The 13,247-nt window shown below is 62.1% G+C and carries 14 protein-coding genes; 12 read left to right on the top strand and 2 right to left on the bottom strand.

Annotated elements, in window-relative coordinates; translation table 11 throughout:
• Positions 1-126: 126 nt before the first annotated feature.
• Both repB and repA read right to left on the bottom strand, forming a co-directional pair.
• Complete coding sequence (gene repB / locus C8348_RS17840) at positions 127-1,128, bottom strand: plasmid partitioning protein RepB (RefSeq protein WP_106754656.1); 1,002 nt, start codon at positions 1,126-1,128, stop codon at positions 127-129.
• Between the two features lie 202 nt (positions 1,129-1,330).
• Entirely contained in the window at positions 1,331-2,545 is a 1,215-nt protein-coding gene (gene repA, locus C8348_RS17835) for a plasmid partitioning protein RepA (protein WP_106754655.1), read from the bottom strand.
• A 394-nt stretch (positions 2,546-2,939) separates the two neighbouring features.
• Here repA and traI point away from each other — a divergent pair, with 394 nt between their 5' ends.
• From traI to trbI, 12 genes are read left to right on the top strand one after another with little or no spacing between them, the layout of a single operon-like run.
• Complete coding sequence (gene traI, locus C8348_RS17830; RefSeq protein ID WP_106754654.1) at positions 2,940-3,563, top strand: acyl-homoserine-lactone synthase; 624 nt, start codon at positions 2,940-2,942, stop codon at positions 3,561-3,563.
• A gap of 13 nt (positions 3,564-3,576) precedes the next feature.
• Positions 3,577-4,548, top strand: a complete 972-nt coding sequence (gene trbB, locus C8348_RS17825; protein WP_106754653.1) for a P-type conjugative transfer ATPase TrbB — start codon at positions 3,577-3,579, stop codon at positions 4,546-4,548.
• The gene (locus C8348_RS17820; protein ID WP_106754652.1) at positions 4,538-4,939 is read left to right on the top strand and encodes a TrbC/VirB2 family protein; all 402 of its coding nucleotides are present in this window, start codon (positions 4,538-4,540) and stop codon (positions 4,937-4,939) included. The genes trbB and C8348_RS17820 overlap by 11 nt, the downstream gene beginning before the upstream one ends.
• Positions 4,932-5,231 (top strand): conjugal transfer protein TrbD, encoded by a 300-nt coding sequence (locus C8348_RS17815; RefSeq protein ID WP_106754651.1) that lies wholly within the window; start codon positions 4,932-4,934, stop codon positions 5,229-5,231. The genes C8348_RS17820 and C8348_RS17815 overlap by 8 nt, the downstream gene beginning before the upstream one ends.
• 11 nt (positions 5,232-5,242) lie before the next feature.
• The gene (locus C8348_RS17810; protein ID WP_106754650.1) at positions 5,243-7,699 is read left to right on the top strand and encodes a conjugal transfer protein TrbE; all 2,457 of its coding nucleotides are present in this window, start codon (positions 5,243-5,245) and stop codon (positions 7,697-7,699) included.
• Positions 7,665-8,480 (top strand): P-type conjugative transfer protein TrbJ, encoded by an 816-nt coding sequence (trbJ, locus tag C8348_RS17805; protein ID WP_244294049.1) that lies wholly within the window; start codon positions 7,665-7,667, stop codon positions 8,478-8,480. Before C8348_RS17810 ends, trbJ begins: the two co-directional genes overlap by 35 nt.
• The gene (trbK, locus tag C8348_RS17800) at positions 8,474-8,701 is read left to right on the top strand and encodes an entry exclusion protein TrbK (RefSeq protein ID WP_106754649.1); all 228 of its coding nucleotides are present in this window, start codon (positions 8,474-8,476) and stop codon (positions 8,699-8,701) included. Before trbJ ends, trbK begins: the two co-directional genes overlap by 7 nt.
• Before the next feature lie 29 nt (positions 8,702-8,730).
• Positions 8,731-9,891, top strand: a complete 1,161-nt coding sequence (trbL, locus tag C8348_RS17795; RefSeq protein ID WP_244294048.1) for a P-type conjugative transfer protein TrbL — start codon at positions 8,731-8,733, stop codon at positions 9,889-9,891.
• Between the two features lie 12 nt (positions 9,892-9,903).
• Entirely contained in the window at positions 9,904-10,569 is a 666-nt protein-coding gene (gene trbF / locus C8348_RS17790) for a conjugal transfer protein TrbF (protein ID WP_106754647.1), read from the top strand.
• 17 nt (positions 10,570-10,586) lie between these two features.
• Entirely contained in the window at positions 10,587-11,423 is an 837-nt protein-coding gene (gene trbG / locus C8348_RS17785; protein ID WP_106754646.1) for a P-type conjugative transfer protein TrbG, read from the top strand.
• A gap of 4 nt (positions 11,424-11,427) precedes the next feature.
• Positions 11,428-11,883 (top strand): conjugal transfer protein TrbH, encoded by a 456-nt coding sequence (gene trbH / locus C8348_RS17780; protein ID WP_106754645.1) that lies wholly within the window; start codon positions 11,428-11,430, stop codon positions 11,881-11,883.
• A 17-nt stretch (positions 11,884-11,900) separates the two neighbouring features.
• Positions 11,901-13,199, top strand: a complete 1,299-nt coding sequence (gene trbI, locus C8348_RS17775) for an IncP-type conjugal transfer protein TrbI (RefSeq protein WP_106754644.1) — start codon at positions 11,901-11,903, stop codon at positions 13,197-13,199.
• The last annotated feature ends 48 nt before the right edge of the window (positions 13,200-13,247 follow it).

Genomic DNA, 13,247 nt, shown 5'->3' with positions numbered 1-13,247 from the left:
AGGATGCTTGACTGTGATTCGGGGAAGTGCGATTCTCAAACTCGCCAAAGATCGAGAAAGGGCTTCCGGAATCCGTTTCGGGGGCCTTTTTTCTTTGCTGGTTCTTATTCAGGCTTTATGCCCTGCTCATTCGTCCGTTTTCTCCTCTTGCGAGTATGCGGCGTAGAGATCGGGAAGCTTGCGAATGACGAACTCAGCGAATGCGTCATTTCTCTCCCGATCGATTTGGATACGGCAATGCCTCGCGGTACGGGTCAATCTGCCGATCTCGTCTCCGCGGCTGCTTCGCGCAACGATGGCTTCGCCAACGCCTCCATCGGGCTGTTCCGCTTTCGTCGCTGCTGACAAGGCCAATGCAAATCGCTCATCACTGGCTTTGGCTTTCGCCCGATCCGAGTTGAGCGCAGCTCGAGCGCGTTGAGCTGCTCCCGCTTGTTGCAGGTTGTCGACGAGCGACTGCCAGCGGCCGCGGCCAATCTTAGGGGCTCGTCCAATCGCTTCGACAATGTCGGGCGGAACACTCTTTCCCACGGCTACGAGCTTGGAGGCCTCCGCTCTATCGATAGACAACGCCGCTTGCACCACGGCCCTTTTAAACCCACCCTCCTCCAAACGCATGGCGAATACCGCGCGCTCGATGAAACTGAGATCCTCTCGGGCTGAGTTCTCGATACCTTGAGCAACAACGAGATCCTCGTCCGTCAAAATTTTCACGTAGGCCTTTACCGGGCGGCCAAGCTCCCTCAACACTCGTACCCGACGGTGACCATAGGCGCTTTGATATCGCCCAGGTTCGCTCGGGTGCTCCCTCACCAGGATCGGGATTTCCTGTCCACGCTCCGCGATGGACTGCTTCAGGAGCTCGAACGACTGGGGGTCTCCATCACTGAAGCGATCGGCAAGCGGAGATGGATCGACAGTCGCGGGGTCGATTTCAATTGCTACAGTGCCGCCAGCGAGCTTCTCTCGGAGCTCCTGATAGTCCTTTTCAACGCCAGAAAACGTGTCTTTCAAAGACCGCACCGCGCCGGAAGACACCCTTGCCGGGGGGTGTTTGTTGTCCGTAGACAACGCCTCCTCGGGTTTGGCCGCGAACATCGATCGAATAGATTGGGTCCGCTTGCTCAATGCCAGGCCCTCCACTCCTTACCGAGAGCCCCCTCAGCCCATCCCGAGGCCTTGCGCTTGGCGGAGCTTGCGCGGCTAAGCATGTTGTCTGCAGACAACATTGAAGGGACGTGAGCAGCGCGCAACACTGCTGACGCCGCCGCGAAAGATTTCACGTTGTCTGCAGACAACACCGTGCGCGAACAGCAAGGCGAGGAGAGCATCATTTGCCTCTCCCCCACACCGCGCCGATCAACGCAATAATTTCCTCATTCACACCGGCGATCGATTCCATCGCGCGATCGTACACCGAGCGCCCTACCGAACCACGCGAGAGCTCGTACAGGGACTGTTTGGTCAGACCTGCATTAGCTATTGCAGTCGATTTCCAGGCCGTGGCCGCCAGTACATCCGAATCAAACACGTCTCTCATCAACGCAACGATCTCCTGTTCCGGCACGTCCCTCGGATCATGTCGCGTCACCAGAAACCTCAAGAAATCATAGTCGAGACGGCCACCTGCATCCTCAATCACCGCTATCAAATCGGAGGTCATAAGCAGGAACTGGCTCATGGACGCCACATCCACCATCTGGGGATGGACTGTCACAATCATTCCCGTTGCGGCGTTGAGCGCACCCATCGTCAGAAAGCCAAGCTGCGGGGGGCAGTCGATCACAACGACATCGTAGTCATCGTCAACCTCGGCGATCGCTCGGGCCACCCTCCGAAAAAACAGCTCCTCTGGACGACCGCGCGTTTCCATCATGTGTCGAGGCGTCTGATGCTCGAACTCCATGAGTTCAAGATTGCCAGGCACGATACTGATGCCCGGAAAGTACGTTGAACGCACTACCTCCCTCATCGGCACGCGCACTTCATCATAGCGGATGGCTCCGTAGAGAGTCGCATTCTCAGCAATGTCGAACTCCGGCTGGAGGCCGAACATCGCGGACAGCGAAGCCTGAGGGTCGAGATCGATCGCCAGGACGCGATATCCCTGTAGAGCCAACCCCTGCGCGAGATAGAGCGACGTTGTCGTTTTTGCCGAACCACCTTTGAAGTTGGCCACGGTAATGACCTGCAACTTGTCGCCATCGCGACGGCGAGGCCAGAACCTCAACGCCTCCTTCGGACGCGCCGTAGCCAGATATTCGCGCAGTTCGTTCACCTGCTCGAGCGTGTAGGATCGACGACCACTCGAGCTGACGTCCGGCGCCGGGCCCAAACCGTCGATAGAAAGTTGCCTCAGATACCCGTCAGACACGCCAACGATCTGGGCAACTTCGCCTGACGAGAACGAACGGAGAGATTTCTGGGCTGTAGGGGGAAATGCCCGCTCACCCACAGCCCGAAGACGAAGCGACAGCGCCTCCGCGCGGCGCGTAATTCGAGCCGAAGTGCTCTCGATTTCCAGAGATGATGCCGCAGACTTCAATGTCGCCCTCGTCGCAAAACGCTTTTAGAGCGTCAGACGCGCTCTTTCCGTCTCCGACAATAGGCACGATTCCCCCTGGCGGGCAACGGGATTAAGGTTAACGAGGTATTAACGAATGTCGGGCAATGGCCGCGACTCGCGACACACGGTTACCATTTATGCCACCGTTTCAATTAGATAGGACTTCAGCGTCCGACATCGAGCTCTGATACCGACTAATAAATTCATCAGGTATATTGGCCCGCTTTTCTTTCATCCCCGGAGCGATTTGCGGCCACTTGCCCCCCGACTCAGTACCCTCTGTCGAGAACCGCGCTCATAAATTCACTAGTCGCGGCTCCTTCCCGATGGTGCGCTTTTGTAATCCGACCTCAATCGAGTCGGAGAACAGAACATGCGGGCAATGGCTATCGCGCCGGATACCTACAAGGACTTTACTGATCTTCTAAGTGACATGCATCAACTTCGAGCGCGCATCTTCCGCGATCGTATGAACTGGGATGTCGACGTCAGGGATGGCCGCGAGGCGGACGGCTTCGACGACTGCAAACCGACTTACATTCTGACCGTGGCGGGGCGGAACGAGGTGGTCGGATGTGCCCGCCTACTTCCGGCGACAGGGCCGACATTGCTGTCTGTGCTGTTCCCGGAACTCGGCGAGCGTGGGCTGTTTTGTCCGCACGCCACTATGATCGAGAGTTCTCGCTTCTGCGTCGATACATCGTTCGAGACTGGGCGGGAAGGGCAGGCGCTCCACTATGCGACCTGGACTATGTTCGCCGCGATCATCGAATGGTCGATGGAGAATGGATACACCGAGCTCGTTACGGCCACCGACGTCCGGATTGAGCGTATCCTCCGTCGGGCCGGCTGGACGATGGCGCGAATCGGCGAGCCCAAGCGCCTCGGCAACACAAATGCCGTCGTCGGTCTACTTCCCACAGATGCCGACAGCTTCGAGCGGGTCCGGCCGGCTGGCTACGTATCCTCCATCGCGCCACTGCGGCGCGCGGCTTGAGGGAAGCTGCGGCATGACGCAACTGCGTTCCCACCCTCGTCTGGTCCGGAAGCTGCAGGAGGCTTTGGGCGATCAACTGTGTGTCGCCCTCGACGATGCCTCGGTTGTGGAGATCATGCTGAACCCGGATGGCCGGCTGTTCATTGAGCGGCTCGGCCATGGGGTTGCGCCCGCCGGCGAGATGGCAGCGTCGACAGCCGAAATCGTGATCGGCAGCGTCGCACATGCTTTGCACGCGGAGGCAGATGACGAGCGCCCGATCATTTCGGGTGAACTGCCGATCGGAGGGCATCGCTTCGAAGGCCTGCTGCCCCCGGTCGTAAGGGCACCAGTCTTCACCATCCGTCGTCGGGCCTCGCGACTTATCCCGCTTGATGACTATGTGCACGACAAGGTCATGACACGTCGCCAGGCCGAGATCGTTAGGAATGCGATAGCCTCGCGGCTCAACATCGTGATCTCGGGTGGCACCGGCTCCGGCAAGACAACCTTCGCCAATGCCGTCATCGCGCAGATCGCCGAGACTGCTCCCGACGATCGCATCTTGATCCTCGAAGACACCGCCGAGATACAATGCCCGGCCCAGAACCTCGTAGCGTTGCACACCAGCGATACGATCGACATGGCACGTCTTCTCAAGAGCACGATGCGCCTCAGGCCGGACCGCATCGTCGTCGGCGAGGTACGCGACGGCGCGGCGCTGACACTGCTCAAGGCGTGGAATACCGGTCATCCCGGCGGTGTCACCACGATCCATTCCAACACCGCCATGTCGGCGCTACGCCGCCTCGAGCAGCTCACCGCTGAAGTCAGCCAGCAGCCGATGCAGGAAGTGATCGGCGAGGCCGTCGACCTGATCGTCTCGATCGAACGCTCCGGGCGAGGCCGGCGGGTGCGCGACGTCGTTCATGTCGAGCGCTTCGAAGGCGGCCGCTACCACACCGAATCCTATGCCCAACTCGACGAGGACGTCCATGTCGCATGACCGTAAAACATTTCTCGCCGCAAGCGCCGTAGCGGCGCTGTTGGTTCTGCACCTCGGATCGCAAGCCCTAGCTTCGAGCGGCGGCAGCCTGCCATGGGAATCCCCGCTCCAGCAGATCCAGCAATCCATCACCGGCCCCGTAGCGGGGTTCATCGCCCTTGCAGCGGTGGCGATCGCCGGCGGCATGCTGATCTTCGGCGGCGAATTGAACGATTTCGCTCGTCGGCTGATGTACGTCGTACTGGTAGCTGGCATCCTGCTCGGAGCCACGCAGATCGTCGCCTTGTTCGGCTCGACCGGCGCTTCGATCGGGACATCGACGACAGCCCCTTCCGAACCCTCCGCGCCACCGGTTCCGGCCGTCGGAGGAGGGGAGGGTGGACATGGCTGAAGCCGGCTCCAGACTGGCGCGCTCCCGCATCCATCGGGCGCTGTCGCGCCCGAACCTCTTGATGGGCGCGGACCGCGAGCTCGTCCTGCTGACGGGGCTTGCCGCCGTCATCCTGATCTTCGTGGTGCTGACCTGGTACGCGGCCCTGTTCGGCATCGCAATCTGGACGGTGATCGTCGGCCTGCTACGGATGATGGCCAAGGCCGACCCGATGATGCGCCGCGTCTATCTGCGTCATGTCGGCTATCGCCAGCACTACCGGCCAACCTCGACGCCCTGGCGGCGTTTCTGAAGGAGAATCCGGTGGTCGCGCTGCGCACATTCCGCCATTCCGGCCCTTCCTTCGCCGATCTCGTTCCCTATGCCGGGCTAGTCGACGATGGCATCGTCCTGCTCAAGGACGGCTCGCTGATGGCCGGCTGGTACTTCGCCGGGCCTGACAGCGAGAGCTCGACCGATGCCGAGCGCAACGAGGTCTCACGCCAGATCAACGCCATCCTTGCCCGCCTCGGCTCCGGCTGGATGATCCAGGTCGAGGCGCTGCGCATCCCCACAACCGATTATCCAGCCGCCGGCGCTTTCCCGGACGCGGTGACGCAAGCGATCGATGCCGAGCGACGCGCACATTTCGAGCGGGAGCGGGGGCACTTTGAGAGCCGGCACGCGCTCATCCTGACCTGGCGCCCTCCGGAACGACGCAAGTCCGGCGTCGCAAAGTACGTCTATTCCGACCGCGACAGCCGGTCCGCCACTTTCGCGGATACGGCGCTCGGCAATTTCCGCAACTCGATCCGCGAGGTTGAGCAGTATCTGTCTAACGCGCTGTCGATCCAGCGCATGCGCACACGCGAGGTTCCGGAGCGGGGAGGGGAGCGCATCGCCCGCTACGACGAGGGCTTCCAGTTCGTCCGCTTCTGCATCACTGGCGAGAACCATCCGGTGCGCTTGCCCGAGATCCCGATGTATCTCGACTGGCTGGTCACTGCCGAATACGAGCATGGCCTGACGCCGACGGTCGACGGGCGTTATGTCGGCGTCGTGGCGATCGACGGTCTGCCGGCCGAGAGTTGGCCCGGCATCCTTAATCTGCTCGATCAGCTGCCGCTGACCTATCGCTGGTCGAGCCGCTTCATGTTCCTCGACGAGATCGAGGCCCGCGACAAGCTCGAACGCACCCGAAAAAAGTGGCAGCAGAAGGTGCGTCCCTTCTTCGACCAACTGTTCCAGACGCAAAGCCGATCGGTCGACCAAGACGCCATGGCGATGGTGACGGAGACCGAAGATGCGATCGCGGAAGCCGCATCGCAGCTCGTCGCCTATGGCTACTACACTCCTGTCATCGTGCTGCACGAGAGCGACGCCGAGCAGCTTCGGGAGAAATGCGAGGGTATCCGTCGCGTGGTGCAGGCCGAGGGCTTCGGCGCCCGCGTCGAGACACTGAACGCGACCGAAGCCTTCCTCGGATCGCTCCCCGGTAACTGGTACGCCAATCTCCGCGAGCCGCTGATCAATACCCGCAACCTCTCCGACCTTCTACCGCTGAACTCCGTATGGTCCGGGAGCCCCTCCGCGCCGTGCCCGTTCTATCCGGAAGGCTCACCGCCGCTCATGCAGGTCGCGTCGGGCTCCACTCCGTTCCGGCTGAACCTCCATGTCGATGATGTCGGCCATAGCCTGATCTTCGGACCGACCGGCTCGGGCAAGTCGACGCTGCTCGCGCTCATCGCGGCGCAGTTCCGCCGCTATACCGGCGCGCAAATCTTCGCCTTCGATAAGGGCCGCTCGCTAATGCCGCTAACGCTCGCGGCCGGTGGCGACCATTACGAGATCGGCAGCGACGGGGAAGGGGAGGGGCCGCAACTGACCTTCTGCCCGCTTGCCGAACTCGGCAGCGACGGCGATCGCGCGTTCGCCTCGGAGTGGATAGAGACGCTCGTGACCCTCCAGGGCGTCACGGTTTCGCCGGAGCACCGCAATGCGATCTCGCGCCAGGTCGCCTTGATGGCCAATGCGCCGGGGCGCTCACTATCGGACTTCGTTTCAGGCGTGCAGCTGCGTGAGATCAAGGACGCGCTGCATCACTACACTGTCGACGGGCCGATGGGGCATCTTCTCGATGCGGAGACCGACGGGCTGACGCTCGGTGCCTTTCAGACGTTCGAAATCGAGGAGCTGATGAACATGGGCGAGCGCAGCCTCGTGCCTGTGCTCACCTATCTGTTCCGCCGGATCGAAAAGCGGCTCACGGGAGCGCCAAGCCTGATCCTTCTCGACGAGGCCTGGCTCATGCTCGGTCATCCGGTCTTCCGCGACAAGATCCGGGAGTGGCTGAAGGTGCTGCGCAAGGCCAATTGCGCCGTCGTGCTCGCGACCCAGTCTATCTCTGACGCCGAACGCTCCGGCATCGTCGACGTGCTGAAGGAATCCTGCCCGACAAAGATCTGCCTCCCGAACGGATCGGCGCGCGAGCCCGGAACGCGCGAGTTCTACGAGAAGCTCGGCTTCAACGAGCGGCAGATCGAGATCGTCGCGACCGCGATTCCGAAGCGCGAATACTACGTCGCCTCACCCGCCGGCCGACGGCTATTCGACATGGCACTCGGTCCGGTCGCGCTCGCCTTCGCCGGCGCCTCGGGCCGCGATCATCTGAAACGCATTACAGAGCTGAAGGCTGCTCACGGTCAGGGATGGCCGGCGCGCTGGATGGAAGAAAGGGGGATCGGCCATGCTGAAGCGCTTCTCATACATGACCCGGCTTGAATTTCTGCGCGGCGCTGCTGCTGCTGCCATCACGCTTCCGTTTGTGGCCAGCAATGCCCTGGCTGGCGGCGGCCTGACGGGCGGCGCCACCGAATGGACGCAGATGCTCAACAACGGCGAGCTCATCAGCCTCGTCGGCAAATCGGCCGAGCAGGTGAACAACCAGATCAAGCAGATCACGCAGCTCGCGGAGCAGATCCAGAATCAGCTCAACATCTATAAGAACCTTCTGCAGAACACGGCGCAGCTTCCAACCCAAGTCTGGGGACAGGTCGCGAACGATCTTAACAAGCTGCAAAGCGTGGTTGTGCAAGGGCAAGGCATCGCCTTCTCGATGGGCAACATAGACGACGTGCTGAAGCAGCGCTTCAAGACCTTCGCCGACTTCAAATCCAACCTGCCGAACCAGGCGACATTCTCCTCGACCTACCAGACCTGGTCGACCACCAATCGCGACACGATCGCCGGCACACTTAAGGCAGCGGGGCTCACCGCCGATCAGTTCTCCTCCGAGGAAACGACGATGTCGCAGCTGCGCACGCTGTCGGAGACCTCGGACGGGCAGATGAAGGCGCTGCAGGTCGGGCACCAGATTGCGACCCAACAGGTTGCGCAGATGCAGAAGCTGCGCGGTCTCGTCTCCCAACAGATGACGATGATGGCGACCTGGTACCAATCCGAACAGGCCGAGAAGGATCTTGCGCAGGCGCGTCGCGAGGAATTCTTCAAATCGACGGCACCCTCCACGACCGGCGGTCAGGAGATGAAGCCGAGATGGTGAGCCGCACGAAGATCATCCTGATCGCTCTCGCCGCCGGCCTCAGCTTCACTGCAGGCGTCGCACTGTGGATCGTCACGCGCCCGGCCGGATGGAGCGACGCCCCGACTGACAGCGCCGGAACTCTGTCGGAGGAGGAGCGTCGGAAGAGGGCGCGCGACTTTTTCGCCGCCCCGAAGGAGTACGACACGACGAACGGCCAGGAGATGAAGCCGCGATGGTAGCGCAACATCCTTCCTTCCGGTCGACGTTTATGTTCGCTCTCGCCCTGTTCGTCCTGGTCTACGCAACCGCACCAGCGCTCGCACAGGACGGCAGCGTGCTCAACACGCTCGAAAATCAGGTGGTGACGGCCGCAAAGGGCTGGGAAACCACCATCATGAACGCGGCCCGTTCGCTGTTCTGGATTCTCGCCGGCATCGAGATCGGCATCGCCGCGGTCTGGCTCGCCATCGGCGCGGCCTCGCTCGATGCCTGGTTCGCTGAGCTCGTGCGCCGGATCATGTTCATCGGCTTCTTCGCCTTCGTGCTCGATCGCGGACCCGCGCTCGGGAAGGCCATCGTCGACAGCCTCTACCAGATCGGCGCCGGCGGCGGGGCGGCTTCGCCCGCCAACGTCTTCAATGCCGGGCTGACCGTCGCCTCGAAGATGTCGGAGAAGATCAGCTTCGGCGTGTTCCAGGATAATGCGCTGGCCCTATCGGCCTCGCTCGCCATGATCATCAGCGTCATCGCTTTTGCACTCGTCGCGGCGATCTTCGTCTCGGTGCTGATCGAGATGTATGTCGGGCTGATGGCCGGCATGATCATGCTCGGTCTTGGCGGCTCCTCCTTCACTAAGGATTTTGCCGTCCGCTATCTCGTCTATGCCTTCTCGGTAGGCATGAAGCTCATGTCGCTGGTGATGATCGCCAAGATCGGTTCGGATGTGCTGATCGGCCTCGCCAACAATGCGAGCGTCGGCGACCAGTACCAGACGGCGCTCGCGATCGCCGGCCTCGCCGTAGTGATCTTCGTCATCGCCATGTATGTGCCCAACATTGTCCAGGGTGTGATTCAGGGCGCATCCGTGACTGGCGGCATGGAATCGATCCGCCATGGGGCACAGGCCGCGAGCTTTGCCGCGGGCGGCACAGCGCTCGCTTGGGGCGGGGCGAAGGCAGGGGCTTCGGCCTATACGGCTGCCCGCGCCGGCGGAGCCTCCTTCGGCAGCGCGGCCGTCGCCGGTCTTCGCGGCGCCGCGTCAGCAGGAGGAGCCGTCGCCTCGGCCGCCCGCGACAAGGCGATCGGTTCGCCCGGCGCCTATGCCGGCTCGCTGCTCGGTCTCGCCAACGCCAAGCTTGACAACGCATCCGGTCGTGGCGGCAGCGGCGGCAGCGGGCCGACACCGCCGCCCAAGCCAGACGATCGATAAAGGAGACGCGTCTTGGCCAGGCGATCCGATACCCCAGACAATCCCTACATCGCCGCACGCCAGGAATGGACCGAGCGCTACGGCTCCTATGTCAAGGCGGCGAGCGCCTGGCGCATCGTCGGCGTTACCAGCCTTGCGCTGGCGTTGGTGAGTACGAGCTACGCGCTCTACCAGAGCACGCAAGTTCGGCTCGTGCCCTACATCGTCGAGGTCGACAAGCTCGGCTCGGCGGTGAATGCCGGCTTCCCCGCCCAGATCGAATATGCTGATCCGCGCGTCGTGCGCGCGGTGCTCGCCGGCTTCGTCACCAACTTCCGCTCGGTGACGCCCGACGCCGTGGTCCAGAAGCAATATATCGACCGCGTCTATGCGATGCTCCGGACAACGGATCCCGCGACCGAGAAGGTCAATGGCTGGTTCCGCTCCGCCTCGCCCTTCGAGAAGGCGAAGACCGCGACCGTCTCGGTCGAGGTCAACAATGTCGTGCCGCTCTCCACCCAGTCCTTCCAGATCGACTGGACGGAATATGAGCGCGACCGGAAGGGCAAGGAGGTCGCAACGCGCCGCTTCCGCGGCGTCGCCACCGTCGTGTTGATCCCGCCCCAGGACGAGGCGGTGATCCGTCTCAATCCGATCGGCCTCTACCTCAAGGACTTTGACTGGACCGCACAGATCTGAAAGGCGCGCCCGACCTCATGCAAAATACAAGACCCCTATCCCGGTCGGCCGTCCTGATTGCGGCCACCATCGTGTTGACGTCGGTCGCCGGCGGCGTCCACGCCCAGAACCTCACGGGAAAGGAGATTAAAGGCATTGACATCTCCGGCCAGTGGCGCGGCCGCACCGGGCTCGTCACCAGAGGCCCCGATGGCAAGGTCATCTTCTTGTACGGCGAGGTGCAACCTTCCGTCATCTGCTCGCCGCTTCAGGTCTGCGACATCGAACTCCAGGCCGGAGAGATCGTTCGCGACGTTCTCGTCGGCGACACCGTGCGCTGGAAGGTCGAGCCCGCGACCTCCGGCGCGTCGGGCGGGCAGGCGATCCATCTGATCGTCAAACCGACCGAGGCTGGCCTCGTCACCTCGATGGTAGTGACGACGTCGCGGCGGACCTACCACATCCAGCTGAAGTCGCACGGGAGCCAGTACATGGCCCGTGTCGGCTTCGACTATCCGGAAGACGTCTCGACGCGCCTCGCCGACGTCAATGCACGCCTCGAGGCCAGCACGATCCCCGGCGCCGGCGTCCCGGCCGAGCAGCTCAATTTCCAGTATTCGATTTCGGGTAACGCCAGCTGGCGGCCAACACGGGTCTACACCGACGGCGCCAAAACCTACATCCAGTTCCCGTCATCCGTCGCCTCGCAGGACGCGCCCGTGCTTTTCGTCGTCTCCGGCGGCCAGAATCGCATCGTCAACTACCGCATGAACAGCAACATGATGATCGTCGACTACGCAGTCGACAAAGCCATTCTCGTCTCCGGCGTCGGCTTCTGGGGCCAGGAGAAGATCACCATCCGGCGGGGAGGGTGACGCCATGCTCAGGAAGCTCCTTCCAACCATCCGACCGGCCGCGCTCCTGTTCGTCGCCGCCGTTCTCTCCGGCTGCCAGACTCTTGGCGGCAGCGGGCTTGTCGCCAGCAGCGCGCCGACGGAGCTGACGGCGCCCGCGGCGTCGGCCGTCGCCGGCGACCTCGTGCCGCGCTTCGCAGAACAGATCGGACCAGGCACGGCGACCATCATTCTGAAGGCGGATAGCTCCACATTTGGTTCCGCTCTCGAAGCTTCACTTCGCACCTGGGGCTATGCCGTCACGTCCGAGCAGAATTCCAAAGACCCGAAGGCGATCCCCCTTGCGTATGTCCTCGTCCCCGTCGACGGCCAGGTGCTTGCCCGCCTTTCGACCGGATCGATCGAAATTGGGCGCGTCTACACCATGACACAGACCGGCGCAGCTCCCGCAAGCCCGGTCTCCGTGATGAAGCGCAGCTGAGAGGGGAGGGGACCGCGATGCAATCCCTCAAGCTTGGCGGCGCGTCGGCCGCGACGGACAAGAAGGGCATTCGGCGCCTCAATCGTCTACCGATCATCACCGCAATCGTGCTTCTCGTGCTTTTCCTCGGTATAATTTTCTACGGACTGACCTCGCGCGGTCTCATCTTCCGGGGGGCACCGGACATCACCACTTCCGGCGGTCCGCCGGCGACTACCTTTGCCGATCAACTGAAGCGCGGCGTCACCGACGGTATCATCGGAGACCAGCCCGTACCCCAGCCCGTGCTGGTCACGCCTCAGGTCGACCGGAAGGAGGGCTCCGCCAATCCATTCGTCGCCGCACCAAAACGGGCGGAGGAACCCCGCCAGGTCGAACTCGAACCGGAAGAGGTCTGGCGGGCGCGCCTCGAGCGAGAGGGACAAGAGCAGTTGTGGCGCGAGCGTCAGCGCCAGCGCATGGCGCGCCTGCAGGCGAATGATGTGGCCTATGATGCACCGCTCGCCATCACCACCGACAAGCTGAAGGCGGCCGCGACCGCAGCCGGCCCCGTCAATCCAGCAAACCCGGCACAGGTGGCCACGCCATCAGCGTCCGATCTTTACAGCACCGCCTTGCAGGCCGGCCTCAACGGCCAGAACCTCGACCCCAACGGACAAACGAAGAAGGAAAATTTCTTCAACGCCGATCTGGCCAAGCTCGGCTACCTGCCTAACCAGGTCGTACCGCAGCGTTCCCTCTACGAGCTAAAGCGCGGCTCGGTCATTCCCGCAACGCTGATCACCGGTATCAATTCTGATCTTCCAGGCCGCATCACCGCCCAGGTGTCCCAAAATGTCTATGACAGCGCGACCGGGCACCGCCTTCTCATTCCGCAAGGTACGAAGTTAATGGGCCGCTACGACAGCAAGGTATCGTTCGGGCAGAGCAGGGTGCTCGTGATCTGGACTGATATTATCTTCCCGAACGGCTCGACCCTCCAGATTGGCGGCATGGCCGGCACTGACGCAGAAGGTTATGGAGGCTTCAAGGACAAGGTCGACAACCACTACTTCAAGACATTCGGCTCCGCGATCCTGCTCGCTATCATCGGCACCGGCATGGACATGGCTATCCCGCAGAGCTCGACGCTGGCGACCCAGGACACAGCGTCCGATGCCGCCCGTCGCAATTTCGCCGAGACATTCGGCCGCGTCGCCGAGCGCACTATCAACAAAAACCTTGACGTTCAGCCCACCCTCGAGATCAGACCCGGCTACCGGTTCAACATCCTCGTCGATCAAGATATCGTGTTCCCGACGCCATATAAATATTAGAATGACTTTAAACTGATTATTTCGAATATATCTCTCCACTCCCGAACG

The organism is Pannonibacter carbonis, assembly GCF_003012935.1.
Lineage (GTDB): Bacteria > Pseudomonadota > Alphaproteobacteria > Rhizobiales > Stappiaceae > Pannonibacter > Pannonibacter carbonis.
Note: the sequence above shows the minus strand (reverse complement) of the source record. Positions and strands in the feature narration are given on the sequence as shown.